This window comes from Thiothrix winogradskyi (genome assembly GCF_021650935.1).
Lineage (GTDB): Bacteria > Pseudomonadota > Gammaproteobacteria > Thiotrichales > Thiotrichaceae > Thiothrix > Thiothrix winogradskyi.
On the sequence record NZ_CP091244.1, the window covers coordinates 2,491,668 to 2,511,626 of the forward strand.

Annotated in this window: 20 protein-coding genes; 11 read left to right on the forward strand and 9 right to left on the reverse strand. The window is 51.9% G+C overall.

What is annotated here, in order from left to right; translation table 11 throughout:
* The first annotated feature begins 72 nt into the window (after positions 1-72).
* Positions 73-831: an IclR family transcriptional regulator gene (locus L2Y54_RS12705; protein WP_236496528.1), complete on the forward strand. Its 759-nt coding sequence runs from the start codon at positions 73-75 to the stop codon at positions 829-831.
* 97 nt (positions 832-928) lie between these two features.
* On the opposite strand, the gene L2Y54_RS12710 is transcribed toward L2Y54_RS12705, so the two are convergent.
* The 8 genes from L2Y54_RS12710 to L2Y54_RS12745 form a co-directional block, all read right to left on the reverse strand.
* Positions 929-1,798: an IS982 family transposase gene (locus tag L2Y54_RS12710; RefSeq protein WP_236496529.1), complete on the reverse strand. Its 870-nt coding sequence runs from the start codon at positions 1,796-1,798 to the stop codon at positions 929-931.
* Between the two features lie 95 nt (positions 1,799-1,893).
* Positions 1,894-2,349, reverse strand: a complete 456-nt coding sequence (locus tag L2Y54_RS12715) for a tellurite resistance TerB family protein (protein ID WP_236496531.1) — start codon at positions 2,347-2,349, stop codon at positions 1,894-1,896.
* Between the two features lie 26 nt (positions 2,350-2,375).
* Entirely contained in the window at positions 2,376-3,410 is a 1,035-nt protein-coding gene (locus L2Y54_RS12720) for a DUF475 domain-containing protein (protein WP_236496532.1), read from the reverse strand.
* A gap of 106 nt (positions 3,411-3,516) precedes the next feature.
* Positions 3,517-4,095 (reverse strand): TerD family protein, encoded by a 579-nt coding sequence (locus tag L2Y54_RS12725; protein ID WP_236496534.1) that lies wholly within the window; start codon positions 4,093-4,095, stop codon positions 3,517-3,519.
* 37 nt (positions 4,096-4,132) lie between these two features.
* Positions 4,133-4,711, reverse strand: coding sequence for a TerD family protein (locus L2Y54_RS12730; RefSeq protein ID WP_236496536.1), 579 nt, complete (start codon positions 4,709-4,711; stop codon positions 4,133-4,135).
* Between the two features lie 43 nt (positions 4,712-4,754).
* The gene (locus L2Y54_RS12735) at positions 4,755-5,978 is read right to left on the reverse strand and encodes a TerD family protein (RefSeq protein WP_236496537.1); all 1,224 of its coding nucleotides are present in this window, start codon (positions 5,976-5,978) and stop codon (positions 4,755-4,757) included.
* A 10-nt stretch (positions 5,979-5,988) separates the two neighbouring features.
* Entirely contained in the window at positions 5,989-6,588 is a 600-nt protein-coding gene (locus L2Y54_RS12740; RefSeq protein WP_236496539.1) for a TerD family protein, read from the reverse strand.
* 91 nt (positions 6,589-6,679) lie between these two features.
* Positions 6,680-7,705 carry an ATP-grasp domain-containing protein gene (locus L2Y54_RS12745; protein WP_236496540.1) on the reverse strand — a complete coding sequence of 342 codons (1,026 nt, stop codon included), beginning with the start codon at positions 7,703-7,705 and terminating at the stop codon, positions 6,680-6,682.
* A 135-nt stretch (positions 7,706-7,840) separates the two neighbouring features.
* Between L2Y54_RS12745 and L2Y54_RS12750 the strand changes: the two genes are divergently transcribed.
* The 10 genes from L2Y54_RS12750 (at position 7,841) to L2Y54_RS12795 (ending at position 19,370) form a co-directional block, all read left to right on the forward strand.
* Positions 7,841-8,974 (forward strand): trypsin-like peptidase domain-containing protein, encoded by a 1,134-nt coding sequence (locus L2Y54_RS12750; RefSeq protein ID WP_236496542.1) that lies wholly within the window; start codon positions 7,841-7,843, stop codon positions 8,972-8,974.
* A gap of 22 nt (positions 8,975-8,996) precedes the next feature.
* Positions 8,997-10,208: a phosphoribosyltransferase domain-containing protein gene (locus L2Y54_RS12755; protein ID WP_236496544.1), complete on the forward strand. Its 1,212-nt coding sequence runs from the start codon at positions 8,997-8,999 to the stop codon at positions 10,206-10,208.
* Positions 10,205-10,939 (forward strand): HAD family hydrolase, encoded by a 735-nt coding sequence (locus tag L2Y54_RS12760; protein WP_236496545.1) that lies wholly within the window; start codon positions 10,205-10,207, stop codon positions 10,937-10,939. Before L2Y54_RS12755 ends, L2Y54_RS12760 begins: the two co-directional genes overlap by 4 nt.
* Positions 10,936-12,009 carry a cysteine protease StiP family protein gene (locus L2Y54_RS12765; RefSeq protein WP_236496546.1) on the forward strand — a complete coding sequence of 358 codons (1,074 nt, stop codon included), beginning with the start codon at positions 10,936-10,938 and terminating at the stop codon, positions 12,007-12,009. The genes L2Y54_RS12760 and L2Y54_RS12765 overlap by 4 nt, the downstream gene beginning before the upstream one ends.
* The gene (locus tag L2Y54_RS12770; protein WP_236496548.1) at positions 12,006-12,959 is read left to right on the forward strand and encodes an HpcH/HpaI aldolase/citrate lyase family protein; all 954 of its coding nucleotides are present in this window, start codon (positions 12,006-12,008) and stop codon (positions 12,957-12,959) included. Before L2Y54_RS12765 ends, L2Y54_RS12770 begins: the two co-directional genes overlap by 4 nt.
* A gap of 122 nt (positions 12,960-13,081) precedes the next feature.
* A complete protein-coding gene (locus L2Y54_RS12775) occupies positions 13,082-13,309 on the forward strand; it encodes an AbrB/MazE/SpoVT family DNA-binding domain-containing protein (protein WP_236496549.1) in 228 nt (75 codons plus the stop codon).
* Positions 13,306-13,752: a PIN domain-containing protein gene (locus L2Y54_RS12780; protein WP_236496551.1), complete on the forward strand. Its 447-nt coding sequence runs from the start codon at positions 13,306-13,308 to the stop codon at positions 13,750-13,752. The genes L2Y54_RS12775 and L2Y54_RS12780 overlap by 4 nt, the downstream gene beginning before the upstream one ends.
* Positions 13,753-13,878: 126 nt before the next feature.
* Positions 13,879-15,738, forward strand: a complete 1,860-nt coding sequence (locus tag L2Y54_RS12785; protein WP_236496553.1) for a bifunctional metallophosphatase/5'-nucleotidase — start codon at positions 13,879-13,881, stop codon at positions 15,736-15,738.
* A 156-nt stretch (positions 15,739-15,894) separates the two neighbouring features.
* Positions 15,895-18,120: a PhoX family protein gene (locus L2Y54_RS12790; protein ID WP_236496554.1), complete on the forward strand. Its 2,226-nt coding sequence runs from the start codon at positions 15,895-15,897 to the stop codon at positions 18,118-18,120.
* Positions 18,121-18,209: 89 nt separating this feature from the next.
* Positions 18,210-19,370 (forward strand): glycosyltransferase, encoded by a 1,161-nt coding sequence (locus tag L2Y54_RS12795; RefSeq protein ID WP_236496556.1) that lies wholly within the window; start codon positions 18,210-18,212, stop codon positions 19,368-19,370.
* On the opposite strand, the gene L2Y54_RS12800 is transcribed toward L2Y54_RS12795, so the two are convergent.
* Positions 19,294-19,959: a GNAT family N-acetyltransferase gene (locus L2Y54_RS12800; RefSeq protein WP_236496557.1), complete on the reverse strand. Its 666-nt coding sequence runs from the start codon at positions 19,957-19,959 to the stop codon at positions 19,294-19,296. The two genes, L2Y54_RS12795 and L2Y54_RS12800, sit on opposite strands and share 77 nt — an antisense overlap.

Sequence of the window (19,959 nt, forward strand, 5' to 3'; positions counted from 1 at the left end):
TAAGTTATATCATAATGCAAAAATATAAGGATTATTTCCCACATTGTGGTATTTGATGCTATGCTTTTTTCCATGAAAGCAGAAACCGATACCACCCGCATCCAAGTCATCGACCGCGCCGCCGCGTTGCTTGATGCCATCGCCCGTTACCCTGAACCCATCAGCTTGAAAGTGTTGAGCGCGGAAACCGGGTTGCACACTTCCACCGCACACCGCATCCTCAGTTCCCTGATCGACAACCGTTTTGTGGAACGTGATCCGGCGGGGCGTTACCGGCTGGGAATTCACCTGCTGCAATTGGGGGTGCGCTTACACAATAAGATCGACTTGCGTTCGGTGGCGTTGCCCTACATGGAAGCCTTGCGCGATCAATTGAACGAGTCGGTCAACCTCACTTTGCGCGAAGGTGACGTGGTGGTGTACATCGAAAAAGCCACGCCAAACCGCATGATGCATGTGCAACAAGTGGTCGGCAGCCGTGCGCCGCTGCACGTTACCGCCGTCGGCAAGCTGATGTTGGGGGCGGGCAGTGATGATGATATTCGCAGCTACGCACAGCGCACCAATTTACCCGCGTATACTCGCAACACGTTGTCGACCTTGCCGCAATTACTGAACGTTTGCCAGCAAGCCGCGCAACAGGGCTACGCGCTGGATAATGAAGAGGCGGAAATTGGGGTAGGGTGTATCGGCGTGCTGATTTATGACAGCACCGGTAGGGCAGTGGCGGGCTTGTCGGTATCTGCTCCGATGGAACGGCGGCAGATGGCGTGGGTGGAGGCTGTGCAAGCAGCGGGCAAGGCGATTTCGGCACAGTTGGGTGGCGGGTAAAACATCCTGCGGTCTTGGCGATTACCAAGAGTACGCAGGATTGGCTAAAACCTAAAAAGCTTAATTAACCTGAGTTCGGGATAAGCCATCCCTCAATTTAGATCACAACCAATGCTGATGTTTTTAAATCCAGTGCTGGTTTTTTATCTTGATAGGCATATGACACCAAGCCAGCAATGATGTTAATCATATAGTTAGTGAGTGAACGGTGGCGTGAATGCTCAATTTGTGAAATATTTTTCAACTGATCATTGATGGTTTCGATGATGCTCCGTTTACGCAACATCAGTGTATCGAACGTGTCACGCGCCACGGGTTTCATGTTTTTCTTCAGCGAGGTAATCCATTCAACCCCTTGCTCTGCCAACGATTCTGTCAATGCCTTGGAAATGTAGCCACGATCACCAAAGACTTTGCCGACCACTTTTTTCAGCAACGTGGGAACGGGCTTACGGTCATCGGTATTACCCGAAGTAATGGCAAACGATAAAATATTGCCGCAGTCATCCACGACCAAATGAAGTTTGAACCCATAAAACCAGCCTGTTGACGATTTACCCCGCCCTGCGTCTTTGCGAAAGGTGTGATGACGTGGAATACGCAAATTTTCACAGACTTTCAAGGGGGTAGAGTCTATGAAGGCAATACCTCGCCCCGTTTCACAGCGTTGCTGCATAAACAGGGTTAGTGGCAAAAGAACACGCGGCATTAACTCAATAAAACGTTGATAACTAGGGAGTTGCGGGAAATGACCCTTAAGAAATACTTTGACATGACGCTCATAATACCACTTGAAAGTACGATACCCCACTTGGTGGTAATGCACCAAAATCGTCATGATTTCACTATCGCCAAGACCACTGTGGCGACGACGATGCCCGCCTTTCGGGGTCAATAACGTTTTGTTCCATTCGGGATGAAAGTCCTGACAAAAATCGTCAATGGCACAGAATAACCGTGTTAGCATCTCAGTAGCAGCCTTTGGTGGGGTCAATGTTGTGTGTGGTTACTCACATTCTCCCATGAAAGGCTGCGCCTTACCTTATCCCGAACTCAGGTTAATTACAAACCGAAATCGTCCGCTGGAACGCCTAAATCACGGCAAATTTCGCGCACGACTTGCTTTTCCTTGTCATCAAACGAGCCATCAGCACTGCCGATAGCCATGCAAACCCGTACCATTAAACGGGCAGCTTCGGGTTTGCTACGCAGCTTACCGATCATTTTCAGGGCTTCGGCTTTACCGATTTCATTGTCAAACTCAAAGTTTTCGGTGACTTTGTTGAAAACGGCAATGACATCTTTGGTGTCAAAGACTTTCAATTCATTCGATTGCTGCATGAATTTCATCATCTTCTGCTTTTCAGACGAATCAATACTGCCATCCGCAGCCGCAACTAAACCGCAACCCGCCACACAGGCTTCCATGAATTCGCGGTTTTTGAATTTACCAACTTCAGTCGCCAATTTGGCACGGGCTTCCCCGGCTTTTTCCTTCAACGTATCAAAAAATGACATACATAATCTCCTTAATAATTATAGCATTATGCTAATAATTTCTTTTTGTGATTCAACGAAGAAACAATCGACAATGCAATAAAGGCAACACCGATTAAACCTGTAATAATTTCTGGGGTATGGAAGTGAATACTAAACAACATAATCACTGCCAATGCACCAATCGCGTAATGTGCGCCATGTTCCAAGAAAATATATTCATCTAACGTGCCTTTATGCACTAAATAAACGGTCATGGAACGTACAAACATCGCGCCGATTGCCAAACCCAACATAATAATAACCACGTCATTGGTAATCGCAAACGCACCGATGACACCATCAAATGAGAAAGAAGCGTCTAACACTTCCAGATACAGAAAGCCCGCCAAACCATTACGTTTTACCGTAGTGACTACCGCGTCACCTTCTGCGTCATTCTCGAAAAACACATCCAAGCTGCTTACCGCAATGTAAAGCACCACCCCAGCCAAACCGGCAATCAGAATGGTCAAACGCTTTTCATCGGAAATCGGCATGAATTCTTGCAACGCAAACAACACTACCAAAGCAATCAGTACACTAATGACTTCCAGCTTACCTAAAGCTCCCATTTTTTCTTCAAAAGCACCGAGCCAATGCACTTCTTTTTCATGGTCAAACATGAAGCTTAGAAATACCAACAGCAAGAACATGCCACCGAAAGCAGCAATGCCCGCATGGCTTTCATGCAAGTGACGTGAGTATTCATCAGGATTATTCAGTGCCATATCAATGACTTCAAAACTGCCTAGCCCGGTTGCCACTGCCACTATCACAATAGGGAACACCAAACGCATTCCAAATACCGCTATCAAGATTCCCACGGTCAAAAACATCTTTTGCCAATACTCATCCATTTCTTTGAGGACAGATGCATTAACAACCGCATTATCAAATGATAGGCTGATTTCCAGAATCCCTAAAACCAGCACTAAGAAAAGAGCGGTCATAATTCCCATCGAACTGGATGCACCCCACCAAACGGCTAGGGCAACACACACGGCGGTGAACCATAATGAAAATTTAAAATGTTCGAGCATAAAGGTTAATCACTTCACTAAAGACATATAAAAACAGGCATCTTACACAAGATGCCTGTCAAAATGTGAGTATATGTGATTGTTTAATGATCGCTTGCTACATTATTTAGCCAAGGTTAACGCCCATTGAGGCCGCCATCGGGCCTAAACCACCGGCAAAACCTTGACCGACTGCCTTAAATTTCCAGTCAGCATTATGGCGATACACTTCACCAAACAGCATAGCCGTTTCCACGCTGGCATCTTCTGACAGGTCATAACGCGCAATTTCGGTATTATCCGCAGCGTTCACCAAACGGATGTAAGCATTGCTGACTTGCCCAAAGTTTTGACCACGTGCTTCTGCATCATGGATAGTCACGGCAAATACTAATTTCTTAACATTTTCGCCCATGCTTGCAAGGTTCAATTTCACCTGTTCATCATCGCCAGCACCTTCGCCGGTTTTGTTATCGCCCAGATGTTCGACATTGCCGCACGCAGATTTCTTGTTATTGTAAAAAATGAACGAGTCATCCGATAACACTTTACCGTTTTCGCCCAACATAAACGCGGAGGCATCCAAGTCAAAGCCAGCGCCATCGGTCGCACGGGTATCCCAACCCAAACCCACCAATACGCCGGTTAAACCCGGTGCTTCTTTAGTTAAAGAAACGTTGCCACCTTTTTGTAAACTAACAGCCATTGTAAAACTCCATTATATTAATCGTTGAGTAAAAAACTTAACCAATTTGAATGCCAAATTGATCACACATTGCTTTTAAACCACCAGAATAGCCTTGTCCCACGGCGCGGAACTTCCACTCACCATTGTGGCGGTATAACTCACCAAACACCATCGCGGTTTCTGTGGAATAATCTTCTGCTAAATCGTAGCGCACGATTTCCGTGCCGCTCAGGTCATTGACCACGCGAATGAACGCATTCGCCACTTGCCCAAAATTCTGCCGCCGTGCATCCGCATCGTGAATAGTGACAGTAAACGCAATTTTTTCAATTTCGAGCGGGACTTTGCCCAAATCCACCTTCATGGATTCGTCATCACCGTCACCTTGTCCAGTACGGTTATCGCCCGCGTGTTCGACTGAGCCGTCAGTGGATTTCAGTTGATTGTAGAAAATGAAATCCGCATCACCACGCACTTTACCACTCGCGGTCAACAAAAATGCACTGGCATCCAAGTCAAACGCAGAACCATCGGTACTGCGCTCATCCCAACCTAAACCGATCAGAATTTTAGTTAAACTAGGGTCGGCTTTACTGAGTGAAAGATTGCCACCTTTTTGTAAACTTAATGCCATGATTTATCCTCCTTGGTGAATATTTTTATATAATATCAATACACTATTTAGAACCCGCCCGCCAATTTAAACCCCAGTGGTAGGCTTCGTCCATCTCCTTATGTCCTCGGAAATAGCGTACTTCACGGTTGACTTGCAACGCGCCATTGACGTTTTCCAATAGCACAACTGCACACATGCCTAATGAATTACCACCTTCAGTCAAACGAATTTCCACAGGCGGTTCATTCGGCACGTAAATTGTGACCACACCATCGGTTTTTGCCCAGTTCGGCGCACCTTCGTAGATAAAAGCATACACCAGAATCCGCTTGAAAGTTTGCCACTGCTGCCCATTGATGTGCAGCCATTCGCCTTCCGAAATCGCCCCCGTGCGGTCATCGCCTTTAAGTTCGATATACGGGTCACTGCGGAACGAACCAAAACGGTCGCCAAGGGCTTGAATCGCACTGATGGTGCCGTCACGCTGTTCGTACAGGCAACCGATATCCAAATCCACCTGAGCATTGCCACCGCCGCCGAACATACCACCCAAAAAGCCACCGCTTTTGGCGGCTGGCTGATTTTCACGATTCCAGTTTAGATTGATGCGGATTTCGCCAAAACCTTCGCTTTTCTTTTCCAGACTAACACGCGGTTTGGTTTTATCCAGCGTTACTTTGCTGAGTGAAATCGGCTTTCTAGCGGGCGCAGGTGGTGGTGCTGGTGTTGGAGGTGCTGCGGCTGGCGCAGGTGCATCGCTAATGTCCACCCCAAAATGTTCGGCTAACGGTTTTAAGCCACCGGCAAAACCTTGCCCCACAGCGCGGAATTTCCACGCGCCTTGACGCAAATATAACTCGCCCAAAATCAGCGCGGATTCGACCCTGCCAGTCGCGGGTAAGGTGGCTTGCAACACCGTCTGCCCCGCCGCGTTTTTCACGGTGACTTGCAAACTGGTGAATGCGCCGAAATTGGTGCGGTTTTCGTGAATGGTGGCGGTGAACGCTATTTTTTCTGTGCCTGTCAATACAGTCGGCAGGTCAACGGCGAATTCAGCACGACCGGCACTGTTGCCGACAAACGCCACACTGCCATTGCCGGGGCGCGGTTGCCCGTAAAACACCATGTCATCATCACCGCGTACTTTGCCGGTAGCAGTCAGGACAAAGGCGGAAATATCCACCTCTGCCCCACTGACTTGGGCAGGCGATAGCAGGACTTCAACGTGCAGTTTTTCACGCGGTACAGGGCAATTTGCCCCAGCTACCAGTTGGGTCACTGACATCGCGTTACTCCTAGATAGCCGCTAATATCGCAGGCATCATGTCGTTGGCAACTGCGCCCGCCGTGGGTGCGCCAACCGCTTTCATTTCCCAACCTGCGCCGTTACGGCTCACAATAGCCATGACCACGCCCGTGTGTGCGCCTTTGTCGGACAGGTTGAATTTCGCCATTTCGGTATTGTTGCTGTCATCCACCAAACGGCAGAATGCGCCGCCGACTTCATTGAAGGTTTGCCCACGGAATGAGCAGACGGTGAACGCCAGATACGCAACATTCCCCGGCAAACGGGTCAAATCAACGGAAATGACTTCATCATCGCCAGCACCGTCGCCGGTCAGGTTATCACCGGAATGGCTAATGGAACCGTCGCGGCTTTCCAATTGACGGAACCATACTACGTCAAGCAGGTTCTTTTGCGCATCTAGCAACAGGCAGGAAGCGTCCAAGTCAATGTCTGCCGCAGCCCCACCGCCGAACATGCTACCGAAGAAACCGCTTTTTTTCGGTGCTTCTGCCGGATCCCAGCCCAAGCCCATGCGTACTTTACTCAAGCCACCACCGCCGGTTTTTTCCAGCGAAATGCGTTGACCTTTGCTTAAACTTACAGCCATGAGAATCTCCATCCCTTTGTATTGTTGAGTGACAACATCTTAGAGAGTCGCCCCAGTGCAAGCAACACTCACCCAGAATTGTCAGGTTATTTCAGTCTAACGGTTGCAATACCACGGGCGTACTGACTTCGCTAATCCGCAAGCCGTAACGCAGCGGGGCAATGCTTAGGGTTTCCCCTTGCAAACTTTGCAGGAAAACCTCAGCTAGATTCACGCCCGCCAGACACGCCATGCCAAAGCCACCGGAAGGACGCGGGTTGATTTCCAGCAAGCGCGGCTCGCCTGCCGCATTCGCTTTGAATTGAATATTGAACAAACCATTTAAGCGATAATACGTCGTCAAACGCTCGACCATGCCTTGAATATCGGCATTATTGTCGATTGCCTGCCCGTATCCTGCTTGCGGATGCTTTTTGCGTTGAATAGCACACAGCAATTGCCCGTCACGCCCCGCACAATCCACACTCCATTCGTCACCGGGCAAGTGTTCCATCACCAGCAATTCGGGGAATGTCGGCGTGTGTACCATGCCTGCGCGTAATTCTGCCAGCGGAATTTCGTATTCCACCCCGTCCAGCAAATGTGTAATGCTGTCACGCTGTGTATCCAGAATGCGGAAGCCTAAGCCAAACACGGATACTGCTGGTTTCACGCACAAGGCTGTGTAGTGTGGTGAGAGTTCCGCTATAGCCTGATCAAAACCGTTGCTATCCGTTACCGCGATACAAGCCATCGCGGATGCCACACTGGGCGGCAAGGTGCGGTAAAACTCGCCTTTATTGTGCAATAACTTCAACATTTCTGGGGATGTCACCGCAATGACCTGCGTTCCCACTTGCGCAAAATCGGCTTGATGACTCACCAGCAAGACCGCCTCTTTTGCAGGCCAGAAATAATCAATGCGATGCTCTTGGCAAAAGCTCAAACACCAATCCAGATAAGCTGCCCCGATCAAACCGGGCGGTTCATGCATCGCTTCGTCTGCTGCTAATAAGGCAACTGCCGCTGGATTCGTGTGGGTGGCGATGACGGTGACACCCAGCCCCACACGGGCTTGGCGAAGGTTATTAAATACCGAGGTAATGCTGGAAAATGTCTTATTGAACCAAATGCGCATGGTATGCCCTGTCTAAAAATTTTAATAATGATGGCAGATGCTAGTATGCCCGATCTGCGGCAATAATTTCAGGCATTTTTGCCAAAATTCTTGCTATCATGCGGTGCATAACCATACAGCTCGGTAACAATAATTATGATGAACTTACCCGTAGGAGCAAACCTGCCACTCACCGGCAATCGCTGGACAGTCGCCATCACGTTTCCGCACGACATCCGCCATGATTTGGGGCTGGCTGTTTTGCCTGTCAATGAAGCAAAACAATTAGTTACTGCCCCGCAATTAGCTCATGCCAATGCCACCGAATGGGCAAGTGCAAAACTGAATGACGCAGGCACGAGTTACACCCTGACACTGGATACCAACGTGTTATCCAATCCCAACATTACGCGCTTGTGCGTGGTGTTGTACCGCTACGGCGCACGCGGGCCGGTGAATGTCGGCAACACCGTAACCGTGCAAATGGATGATGCCTTCAGCCATCAGATTCTTTTGGGGGAAATGCAGGCATCTGCACTGATTGTTGCCGAGTTTTACCAGCGAGCAGGGCAATGGAAAGTGCGTGCCTTAGCCGAAACCTCCGCCTACGGGCTTGCCGCTTTGGGGCGCAGAATGGGCATGGAGGTGGATGAACGTTCACCCTTCAACACCCCGAATCACCCCGAACGCCAGCCCGGTAATTGGACAGGCACAGCGTTTCTGGTTGCCCCGAATGTCTTCATGACCAACGCACATGTAGCAGACGGCGCAAGCCGCATTCGCTTGAGTTCGCTGCAAGGCAATCTCGATGCCGAACCGATTATCAGCGACAGCACCAATGACTTGGCATTATTGCGAGTAGCCACACCCAGCCATCTGCAACCGCTCCCGTTTCGCAGCAGCGGCGTAGGTTTGGCGCAAAGCATCACCACGCTAGGCTATCCGCTGGCAGGTTTGATGGGCAGCGGCATTCAAGTCACGCAAGGCGTCATTTCCGGCTTGTTCGGGGCGCACAATGACATTCGCCTGCTGCAATTCACCGCACCGATCCAACCCGGTTCCAGTGGCAGCCCCTTGCTGGATGAAACCGGCGCGGTGTCCGGCGTGGTATCGTCTACGTTTACCCATGCGCAGAACATGAATTTTGCCATCCGTCACAGTTTGGCGATTGCATTAATGGAAGCGGCTAATATCCAATACAACCTACAAAACAGTGCGCAAACGCTGTCAGCCGCGCAAATGGTGACGCAAACCCAAAACGCCATCTGGCGAGTAGAATGCGCCAGCTAAATAAACTATCAACGGATTTTTCATGCAAATCAATGTCGCCCTCGAACAGGGCACGCTCAACCTGACCATCGAATCCGGCACACATTCGCCGGATGAACTCTTCGGCTTTGCGCAACGCCGCAACCCGAAACGCGCTTTCCTGTTTGTTTCCAAAGTGTTGGGCAGGCACATTCCGGTATCGCCAGCGGTCATGCGCAATGCCACGGATACCCTTGCCGCGCAAATCCCCGCTGACTTGCCGGGGCCGGTTGTGGTCATCGGCATGGCAGAAACCGCGATTGCATTGGGGGCAGGGGTGCAACAAGCCCTCAGCCGCAGCCGTGACGACACGCTGTACCTTTGCACCACCCGCCACCCGCTGGACTTGCCGATTCTGGTCGAATTCCGCGAAGAACACAGCCACGCCACCCAACAAGTACTGCACCTGCCGCAACACGCCGCCGATGTCGAATTGCTACGCACGGCACGTAGCTTGGTGTTGGTCGATGACGAAGCCTCCACCGGCAAAACCTTTGCCAACTTGCTGGAAGCGTTGCAACGTGCCGGATTGGATCAGTTTGAACACATCGTTGCTGCCACTCTCACCGACTGGTCGGGCGGTGCTGCTGCCGAACGGTTGGGCGAACGCGCTATTGCCGTTTCACTGCTGTCAGGGCGTTGGGACTGGCAAGCCAATGACGCGCCGCCGCCGGAAATGCCGCAAGTCGATGTTTTAGGTACTGGTGAATGGCACGCCAACCCTGCCAATGATTGGGGACGGTTGGGGGTGCGGGAACATCCAACGCCAGAGAAGAAACCCCTCCCCAACCCTCCCCTTATCAGGGAAGGGAGCAAGAAAGACATCGCCACCACCTCTTGTCCCTCCCCTGATAAGGGGAGGTTAGGAGGGGTTTCTTTCTTCAACAACATCAACGTCGCCCCCGGCGAACGCATCCTAGTTCTCGGTACAGGCGAATTCGTCTGGCCACCTTTCTTACTGGCGGAATATCTGGAACAGCAAGGCGCAACCGTCCATTTCAGCGCGACAACCCGTTCCCCCATTGCATTGGGTCACAGCATCCAGCACCGCTATTGCTTGCACGACAATTACGGGCAAGGCATCCCCAATTTCCTCTACAACGTCGTGCCTGAAAATTACGACCGCATCCTATTGTGCAGCGAGCCACCCGCACATTTGCTGGATAAAGAACTGATCACAGCCTTGAACCCAACGTGTCTGGAGTTCTACCCGTGAAGCCCTTATTACTCACTGATCTGGATGACACGCTGTTTCAGACTGCCCGCAAAATGCCAGCGGATGCGGATAAAATCCCCGCCGCGCAAGGCAAAACCAGCGACAGCGGGAGCTTTATGCACCCTTGGCAACACGACTTCATCCACTGGGCGCTGGACTGCATGACCGTGATTCCGGTCACTGCACGGGGGATTGCCTCCTTCAAGCGCGTTCACCTGCCATTCCAACATGGCGCGGTGTGCGTTCACGGCGCGGCGATTCTGCAAGCGGATGGCACGCTTGACCCCGACTGGCATTCACACATCCAACCGCAGCTTGCCGCTTACCAAGACCGCTTACCAGAAATGTTGGCAACCGCGCTGCAAATCGGTGAAACGCTGGGGTTATCTTTACGCGGCTGGCTGGAATCGGTAGAAGACAGCGCGGCGTATCTGGTGGTCAAAAGCAATACCGCCAACGCGGCAGACCTCCAACAACTGCTGCACAGCTTACGTGAAACCCTTAACTTGCAAGGCTTCTACACCCACATGAATGGCAACAACCTCGCACTGCTGCCCGATTTCGTCAATAAACGCGCAGCGGCGGCAGAAATTCTGCGGCGGCATACGGCTGAACACGGGCGCACCCCGGTATTCGGCATGGGCGATAGCGTGTCTGATTTAGGCTTTATGCGCTTGTGTGATTTCGCTGCATTCCCACCGAACACGCAAATTTGCAGGCAGTTACCATGAGCGCAACCCAAGGCTTTCACGGCTCATATGCTGCCCGCGATGTCACGTTTTTGTTGCGGCAAATCGTGATGGAAACCACGCCAGTGGAGGAAAAGGAACGCCTGATTCAAAGCGGGCAACGCCATTATTCCGAAATGCTGACGCTGGAATCGCCGCCCTCCGACGCACATCAAGCCTTGTTCGAGCAAGCACTGGACGATGGGCTGGAACGCCTTGCCCGCGAAGTGCAAGCCTTGGCACTGGCTTTGCAGCAACGTCGCCCAAACCGCCCGATTGTGCTGGTCAGTTTTGTGCGGGCGGGTGTGCCGTTAGGCGTATTGCTGCTACGTGCCTTGCGCGAGTTGGGGGTAGAAAGTGAGCATTACGGCATCAGCATTGTGCGCGACAAGGGCATCGACCAAGCGGCGGTGGACTGGATTGAGCAACGCCATGCGTTCGCTGATCTGGTGTGGGTGGATGGCTGGGTCGGCAAAGGGGCGATTCATGGCGAATTGCAACGTTCGCTGGGGAAACGTTACCCTGATGGCGACATTCCCTTGGTGGTGTTGGCTGATCCGACCGGCAAAGCATGGCTATCCGCTTCCGGGGAGGATTGGCTGATTCCGTTTGGCGTTTTAGGCTCGACCGTTTCCGGCTTGGTGTCGCGCTCGATTTTACGCGAGGATGGCGGCTGGCACGCTTGCGTCAATTACGCGCATTTGGCGCAATACGATGTTAGCCAGTGGTTTGTCGATACCGTGGATGCTTGCCGTTGCCGTCAGCAAGGTGTCACGGCGGCAGATTGGGCGGATGCGTTGCGCCATACGCTGCTGGCGCAATCACAAGCCTCGATTGAGCAACTGGTTGAGACTTATGACATTACCAACCTTAATCGCTTGAAACCGGGGATTGCGGAAGCCACCCGTGCGGTCATGCGGCGCGTGCCAGAACACATTCTGGTGCAGCGCCTCGATGACCCGAATATCCGCTTATTACGCCATCTTGCCGAATCGCGGGGGATTCCCCTGCAAGCGGTTGGGGATGGGCTTGCGCCATACCGTGCGATAACCATAATCAAGAAGACCACATGACCACACGAATTTCTCCTTATCAGTTAGGCGCAACGTTGTACATGCCAGCAACGCGCCCCGATTTGTTGGATGTGATTTTGCGGCAAAAAATCTCCGATCTGCGCTCGATGGTGATTTGCCTCGAAGACGCGGTGCGTGAAGATGAAGTCGCCGAAAGCCTAAGCAATCTGCAACACTGTTTGTACGAACTGCGCGGACAAGAACGTAGCGTACCGCTGGTGTTTATTCGTCCCCGTCATCCGCAGATGGCGCATCAATTATTGGCGATGCAAGGCATTGAGTGTGTTGACGGCTTTGTGCTGCCCAAGTTTGATAACCACTCGTTTGCGGCGTGGTATGCGGTGGTGCAAGCCGCACCCGCACATTTGCTGTTTATGCCTACGCTGGAAACGGCACAAGTATTGGATGCGCTGGCAGTACGCGAATTGTGCGAACGTTTGCAAGATGACGGGATTAAGTCGCGAATATTGGCGTTGCGAATTGGTGGTAACGATTTGCTGTCGTGTTTACGCTTGCGCACTCATCATGCCCACACCTTGTACGATGGCCCCTTGGGGTATGTGGTGGCAATGCTGGTGACGCATTTTGCTCCGGCAGGTTTTCACTTGACTGCGCCTGTGTTTGAATATTTTCAGGATCACACCGTCTTGCAAGCCGAATTCCAGCGCGATTTGCTGCACGGTTTGGTGGGTAAAACCGTGATTCACCCCAGCCAGATTGCGGTGATTCATCAGGCATTGAAAGTCGATAGCCGTGATTATGAAGCGGCATTGCGGATTTTGGATGATGCCATGCCTGCGGTGTTCCAGTTTGAGGGGGCAATGTGCGAACCGGCGACGCATCACCATTGGGCGGTGCAAGTGATGGAACGCGCCCGGCATTTTGGCTGTCATTTGCACGCGGTGGCGGTGGATGAGGGGCTGGAGAAAGAGTGTGCCGCGTTGTATTAATGTTGCGTGTATTCAAGTGAAGTGCATCTGGTATCGCAATGAAATGTGGTGGCATTGAGGCTTGTATTGTCGCCATGCATGAATTACTATTTTTATAATTAAGTAATTCAAGGAGTGCCGCTATGCGCAGCACCATCACCTCTCGTGGACAAACCGTCATCCCCGCCGAAGTGCGGCGTTTTTTCCACCTGTCCGCTGCTGATCGTCTCGAATGGATGATTGAAAACAACACCATCCGTGTCATTCCAGTGCGGGAAAATCCTATCGACGCTTTCCGGGGCAGCAGCAAGCGTAAAGGCTCTACTGCCCAATTGCTGGCAGATCGTGCTTTGGATCGGGAGCGCGAATGAAACGTTATTTGCTGGACACTTCCGCACTCCTGACCTTGCGTGATGACGAGGAGGGAGCGGATGTTGTCGCTGACATTCTTCAACAATGCCAATATGGGCGGGTGAAATGCTTTGCCTGTTTCATGAGCCAGATGGAAATTCTGTACCGTGTCTGGAAAAACGAGGGGGAACAAGTGGGGCGGTTGGCGTATGAACAGTGCAAATCCCTGCCTATCGAGTGGGTTCACGAGTCATCGGAGTTGCTGGAAAAGGCGGCGCAACTGAAAGCCACCTGCCGGGTGTCACTGGCAGATGCGTGGATTGCTGCGAGTGCTTTGCTGCACGGTGCGACGCTGGTGCACAAAGACCCGGAATTTGAAACAGTCCAGTGCCAGCAGTTAGCGTTGCCTTATAAACAGACCAAGATTCACGAAAATCAGGGTGAATATCAGCTACCCACGTAAAATCAAATAGATGTGTTCTTATAATATGGCGTTGGTGATGGAACGTTTGGAGAAGCTCCGCTCGCTTAATTAAGTTGTCATCAAAATGCTGTATATCGTAAGCCACCAATAACGATCTGGAGGCTTATGATGAAGTTTCAATATTTCCTGCTAGTCGGCTTATGTGTTTCCACTTTAGTGCTAATGAGCGGCTGTAATGATAATAACACCCCAGCGGCGGCGGATACCACGACGCCTGCGACCAGTCTGCGCATTTTGCACATCAATGACCACCATTCACACTTGCAACCCAACAGCGCCACGTTGACGCTGGCGGGCAAAGCCACTGCCGTCAAAACCGGCGGCTTCCCGCGTGTGGTCACTAAAATCAACGAATTGGCAGCCAGCGGCGGCAATGTATTGAAACTGCACGCGGGTGATGCGACTACCGGCGATTTGTATTTCACCCTGTTCAAAGGCAAAGCCGACGCAGAGCAGATGAATCAAGTCTGTTTTGATGCCTTCGCGCTGGGGAATCACGAATTCGACTCTGGCGATGCCGGTTTGAAGACCTTCCTCGACTTCCTCAATAGCAGTGCAGCGTGTAACACTGAAGTGGTGTCGGCGAATGTGCAGCCTAAAGTCGGTACGTCGCCACTGACGCTGAATTCCGCTACCGATTACATCAAGCCTTACACCGTCAAGGAAATCAATGGGCAAAAGTTCGGCATTATCGGTCTGACGATTGCGGGCAAAACCAAAAATTCCTCCAGCCCGGATGCAACCACCACGTTTGCGAATGAAGCCACTACCGCACAAAAGTACATTGACGAATTGGCAGGTAAAGGGGTCAATAAGATCATTTTGCTGACCCATCAGGGTTACGCGAATGATCAAACCATCGCCAAGCAACTCAAAGGCGTGGACGTGATTGTAGGCGGCGATTCGCATACCTTATTAGGTGATGGTTTCAAAGCTTTTGGCTTGACCCCAGCAGGCGCTTACCCGACCAAAACCACCGACGCGAATGGTAAGCAAGTGTGCATCGCGCAAGCGTCGCAATACAGCGACATCGTGGGTGAATTAAATATTGAGTTCAGTGTCAGCGGTGACGTGACAACGTGTTCAGGCACACCGCACCTATTGTTAAGCGATACCTTCCAAGTGAATAAGTTGGAACTGACGGGTGCAGACCGCGATGCCGCCTTGAAAGCAGTGGCTGATGCGCCAGAGCTGTCTATTGTTAAGCCTGATGCAATTGCTCAAGCCAACCTCGATGGCTATTCTCAACAAGTCGATGTGTTAAAACAAACCAAGATTGGCGTGGCTGCTGAAACGTTATGCCATGAGCGCGTCCCTAATCAAGGCTTGAGCAAGACCGCAGGTTGTACCGTTGCTACCCAGTCACGCGGTAGCGACATTGCCAATATCGTTTCCAAAGCGTTTTTGGAAATGAGCCTGACCTCTGACATTTGCTTGCAGAATGGCGGTGGTGTGCGTGTTGACGTACCTGCTGGCGACATTACCCTCGGCACGGCTTACACCTTGCTGCCGTTTGCGAATACCCTGACCGAAATGGATATGACCGGGAAAGAAATCATCGACTCGTTGGAAGATGGCATTGATTTTGCGCTGAATCCACAAGGTTCTACCGGTTCATACCCGTATGCAGCCGGGTTACGTTGGGATGCCGACTTGTCTAAAGCCAAGGGTGAGCGTGTCACCAACGTGCAAGTTAACCCGCGTGTGACGGGGACATGGGCAGCGATTGATCCGTCGAAAACCTACAAAGTCGTCACCAACAGTTTCCTAGCTACCGGCGGCGATGGCTACACCACCTTCAAGAATCTGGCGGCGGCTAAAAAGCTGAACACTTATCTGGATTATGCGCAATCTTTCGCCGATTACGTGACCCGCGAAACCGCCGCAGGGCGTAGCGTGGTGAAACTGCCGGTAGAGGAATACAGCACCCAGATGTTCATCGACAAGGATGGCATCTGGCGTTAATCAATGCCCGCCCCACTGTAGAGACGCAAGATTTTGCGTCTCTACTTCTATGACATCATCTCTTAATCTGGTTGAAACACAAACGTCATAACTAAGCGTTAGGCTTTCGCCCGTACACGTACATCCCCTTTACCAATACCTGTTGAGGATATAGGCATGAGCGACTTACGCACGGTTAACCACCCAGTGGTTGATCCAGATGACATCGGTTACAACACTTCTAATAATCCTTCCTTTGAACAAATCCTTGAAGCTCGCATGACCCGTCGTGGCTTGCTGCGCGGCAGTTTTGCCTTGATGGCAGCATCCGTACTCGGTGCAGGCTTGGCAGGTTGTGGCAATGACGATAATACAGCAGTTGCTGCAAATGATACCGGTGCTACCGGCGCTAATGGTCTGACCCTGAGCTTCAACCCTGTTGCTAAAGGTGTTGCCGACGCATTGGTTGTGCCAGCTGGTTATACCGCTACAGTTTTGATGGCAACAGGCGACCCGATCAACAATGCTACGTCTGCTTACAGCAATGTGGGTACAGATGATGCTGCCAGCTTTGTATCCCGTGTTGGCGACCATCACGATGGTATGCACTATTTCGGTTTGAATGCTGCCGGAACAGCTATTGAATCCAACAACGCCACGAAAGGTGTGCTGTGTTCTAACCACGAAGTAGCCGAAGACCTCGGTTTCGTTCACGAGGCTGGTCCTACCGAGTACGGTGATAAAAGTACAGTTGCTCGTCCGACCACCGAAATTGACAAGGAAGTGGCACTGCACGGTGTGACCATCGTTGAAGTGGCTAAGAGTGGTACTACGTACCAGATTAACCGTGGTTCTGCTTTGAACCGCCGTATTACGGCTGCAACTGACATGGAAATTACTGGTCCAGCACGTGGCACCATGATGGTAACAGCTTATTCAACAGCAGGTACTAACACACGCGGTACGATCAACAACTGCGGTAATGGTTATACCCCTTGGGGTACTTACCTGACTTGTGAAGAAAACTGGGCAGGTTATTTCCATCGTCGTGAAGCGGATACCGCACGTACTGCCAAAGAAGTGGCAGCATTTAAGCGTTATGGCATGAGCAACGCAACTTCAGGGCGTTATAACTGGTCACGGCCGGGCGCAACTGATGGCACTGATTTATACAGCCGTTGGAATGCGGGTGTCACTGGTGCATCGGCTGCGGCTGACTTCCGCAACGTTGGGAATACCTTTGGTTGGATTGTCGAAATCGACCCAGTTAACGCCACTTCTACTCCTAAAAAGCGCACTGCATTAGGGCGTTTCGCGCATGAAGGCGCATGGCCTGCGAAGCCTGTTGTGGGCAAGCCTGTTGTGTTCTACATGGGTGATGACTCCCGTAACGAATACATCTACAAATTCGTTTCTACCGCACTGTGGAGTGCATCCGATGCGAATGCAGGTGTAGCCGCAGGCGATAAGTACATGGATTCCGGTAAGTTATATGCTGCTAAGTTCAACGCGGATGGCACGGGTACGTGGGAATTGCTGAGCATGAGCAATAGCAAGGTGGCGACTTATGCGGCTTATGCGTTTGCGGATGAATCGGATGTGGTGGTGAATGCACGTATCGCTGGTGATGCCGTCGGTGCGACCAAAATGGATCGCCCTGAGTGGGGTGCTGTGAACCCTGTTAATGGCGAAGTCTACATGACGCTGACCAATAACGTTTCCAGCAGTGGTCGTGGCTCAACAGCCGTGCCGTTAGATGCAGCTAACCCACGTTATTATGCCGATACTAAGGGAACGGCAACCAACCGTGGTAACGTTAACGGTCACATTATCCGCTGGAAAGAAGCCGGTGGTGATCATGCCGCGACGACCTTTAACTGGGATATTTACCTGTTCGGTGCGCAATCTGACGCCGATGCTAATGTCAACCTGTCAGGTCTGACCGCTGAAAACGACTTCTCCAGCCCGGATGGTTTGTGGTTCAGCTATGCAACCCCTGGTTTGCTGTGGGTACAGACTGATGATGGTTACTACACCGATGTTACCAACTGCATGATGCTGGCAGCACTGCCGGGTACAGTAAATGATGGTGCAGAAACGACTGTTACCAATGCCGGTGTACCTTCCGGTCAAACCGCAGTGAAGACTCGTGTTGGCAAGAAAACTAGCTCAACGGTATTGCGCCGTTTCTTGGTAGGACCAAAAGATTGCGAGATCACCGGTATCGCCGAAACGCCAGACGGTAAAGCGATTTTCGTCAATATCCAGCATCCTGGTGAAAACAGTACTTCTGTGACTGACCCTACTCAATTCACCAGCCATTGGCCGAAAGGGGGCAGTGCGCGTCCACAGTCTGCTACGGTTGTCATCACGCGCAATGATGGTGGCAAAGTCGCCGTTTAGGGGAAATGCATAAAATAATTTGAGGTTTTTATCAGCTTTAGCCCGGTAGTGATACCGGGCTTTTTTATGAAGGTCATTCAGGAGTCTCGATGCACATATTAATGGTTTCCGACGTGTATTTTCCGCGTGTTAACGGTGTTTCCACCTCGATACAGGCATTCCGGCAGGCATTGGAAGCGGCAGGGCATCACGTCACCCTGATAGCGCCGGATTACGGGCAAACGGTGGCGGACGAAGCGGGCATTATCCGCATCAGTTCACGCAAGGTGATTGTTGACCCAGAAGACCGCATGATGCGCATACGCCATATCCACCGCCTGACCGAAGAGCTGCGGACGGAGGATTACGACATCATCCACATCCACACCCCGTTCGTGGCGCACTATGCCGGGCTGAAACTGGCACGCAAGCTAAAACTGCCGGTGGTGGCGACCTACCATACCTTTTTTGAGGAATACCTCTACAACTATGTCAAGTGGTTGCCGAAGGAATGGCTGCGCTATGTGGCGCGGCGTTTTTCGCGTACCCAGTGTGCGGATCTGGATGCGCTGGTCGTGCCTTCGACCGCCATGCAGCAAGTGTTGGTCGATTACGGGGTAACAACGCCGTTGACGGTGTTGCCGACGGGGCTGGATATGCGGGTGTTTGAGCCGGGTGACGGTGCGGCATTCCGGGAAAAGCACAGCATCCCCGCTGAGCGTCCGGTGATCCTGTTTGTAGGCAGGGTGGCGTTCGAGAAAAATATCGGCTTCCTGCTGGATGTGACCGAACGGCTGCGCGGTTCCATTTCTGACATCCTGTTCGTGATTGCTGGTGAAGGCCCGGCGGAAAAGTCCCTGCATTCACAGGTCAAGCGGCGCGGGTTGGAAAGCAATGTCAGTTTCGTCGGCTATCTGCGCCGCGATGGTGAGTTGCAGGCGTGCTACAAGGCAGCGGATGTGTTCGTGTTTGCTTCGCGCACCGAAACCCAAGGCTTGGTGCTGATTGAGGCAATGGCGTGCGGCACGCCCGTGGTTTCGACTGCTGTGTTGGGGACGAAGGATGTGATCGGTTCGGGGCAGGGCGGGCTGGTTGCGCCTGAAGAGGTAGAAGGCTTTGCCAAACAGGTGGAGCGCCTATTGCAGGGTAAGACCTTGCACGCACAGAAGACCAAAGAGGCATTGGCGTATGCGGCTACGTGGTCACATACTGCACAAGCGGAAAAGCTGGTTGGCTTTTATCAGCAGGTTCAAGCGCGGATGAACGGTTAGCATAGCGCCACATCCGCATTTCCAGCCCTTGTTTGACCATGCCCCATTCGGTATCGAGGATGCTGTACACCGCCGTATCGCGTACCAGCCCGTCCGGCATAATGGCACTGCGGCGCAACACACCTTCTTGCACCGCACCGAGCTTCTCCAGTGATTGGCGCGAACGGGCGTTGCGGATGTCGGTCTTGAATTGCACCCGCAGCGTGCCAAAGGTCTCGAACGCATGGCGCATCAGCAGGTATTTGCATTCCAGATTCACACCGCTCCGCTGGTATTCGCTGGCGTACCAAGTGCCGCCGATTTCCAGCTTCATGTGTTTCAGGCAAATGTCGCGGAAGCGGGTGCTGCCAATGGCTTTGCCCGTGGTGTTGTGGATGACCGCGAACGGCAAGTCAGTGCCCAAATCACGCTGGCGGATGGCGTTGCTGATGAAGGCTTCCATCGGTTCACGTTCTGCTAAATTGCCGTAGAACATGTAATGCCAGATGCGTTCATCGCGGGCAGCGTGTAATAAATCGGGGATGTGGTCGGCGGTTAGGGGTTCAAGGCGTATCAAACGGCCTTGCAAGATGACAGGTTGCAATGTCAT

Excerpts from the sequence above, each read along its gene's own strand:
- L2Y54_RS12740 (WP_236496539.1), bottom strand. The coding sequence starts at position 6,588 with ATGGCTGTAAGTTTAAGCAAAGGTCAACGCATTTCGCTGGAAAAAACC.
- L2Y54_RS12765 (WP_236496546.1), top strand. The coding sequence starts at position 10,936 with ATGAGCGCAACCCAAGGCTTTCACGGCTCATATGCTGCCCGCGATGTC.
- L2Y54_RS12800 (WP_236496557.1), bottom strand. The coding sequence starts at position 19,959 with ATGACATTGCAACCTGTCATCTTGCAAGGCCGTTTGATACGCCTTGAA.
- L2Y54_RS12705 (WP_236496528.1), top strand. The coding sequence starts at position 73 with ATGAAAGCAGAAACCGATACCACCCGCATCCAAGTCATCGACCGCGCC.
- L2Y54_RS12720 (WP_236496532.1), bottom strand. The coding sequence starts at position 3,410 with ATGCTCGAACATTTTAAATTTTCATTATGGTTCACCGCCGTGTGTGTT.
- L2Y54_RS12715 (WP_236496531.1), bottom strand. The coding sequence starts at position 2,349 with ATGTCATTTTTTGATACGTTGAAGGAAAAAGCCGGGGAAGCCCGTGCC.
- L2Y54_RS12735 (WP_236496537.1), bottom strand. The coding sequence starts at position 5,978 with ATGTCAGTGACCCAACTGGTAGCTGGGGCAAATTGCCCTGTACCGCGT.
- L2Y54_RS12745 (WP_236496540.1), bottom strand. The coding sequence starts at position 7,705 with ATGCGCATTTGGTTCAATAAGACATTTTCCAGCATTACCTCGGTATTT.
- L2Y54_RS12785 (WP_236496553.1), top strand. The coding sequence starts at position 13,879 with ATGATGAAGTTTCAATATTTCCTGCTAGTCGGCTTATGTGTTTCCACT.
- L2Y54_RS12780 (WP_236496551.1), top strand. The coding sequence starts at position 13,306 with ATGAAACGTTATTTGCTGGACACTTCCGCACTCCTGACCTTGCGTGAT.
- L2Y54_RS12790 (WP_236496554.1), top strand. The coding sequence starts at position 15,895 with ATGAGCGACTTACGCACGGTTAACCACCCAGTGGTTGATCCAGATGAC.
- L2Y54_RS12730 (WP_236496536.1), bottom strand. The coding sequence starts at position 4,711 with ATGGCATTAAGTTTACAAAAAGGTGGCAATCTTTCACTCAGTAAAGCC.
- L2Y54_RS12750 (WP_236496542.1), top strand. The coding sequence starts at position 7,841 with ATGATGAACTTACCCGTAGGAGCAAACCTGCCACTCACCGGCAATCGC.
- L2Y54_RS12755 (WP_236496544.1), top strand. The coding sequence starts at position 8,997 with ATGCAAATCAATGTCGCCCTCGAACAGGGCACGCTCAACCTGACCATC.
- L2Y54_RS12795 (WP_236496556.1), top strand. The coding sequence starts at position 18,210 with ATGCACATATTAATGGTTTCCGACGTGTATTTTCCGCGTGTTAACGGT.
- L2Y54_RS12775 (WP_236496549.1), top strand. The coding sequence starts at position 13,082 with ATGCGCAGCACCATCACCTCTCGTGGACAAACCGTCATCCCCGCCGAA.
- L2Y54_RS12725 (WP_236496534.1), bottom strand. The coding sequence starts at position 4,095 with ATGGCTGTTAGTTTACAAAAAGGTGGCAACGTTTCTTTAACTAAAGAA.
- L2Y54_RS12770 (WP_236496548.1), top strand. The coding sequence starts at position 12,006 with ATGACCACACGAATTTCTCCTTATCAGTTAGGCGCAACGTTGTACATG.
- L2Y54_RS12710 (WP_236496529.1), bottom strand. The coding sequence starts at position 1,798 with ATGCTAACACGGTTATTCTGTGCCATTGACGATTTTTGTCAGGACTTT.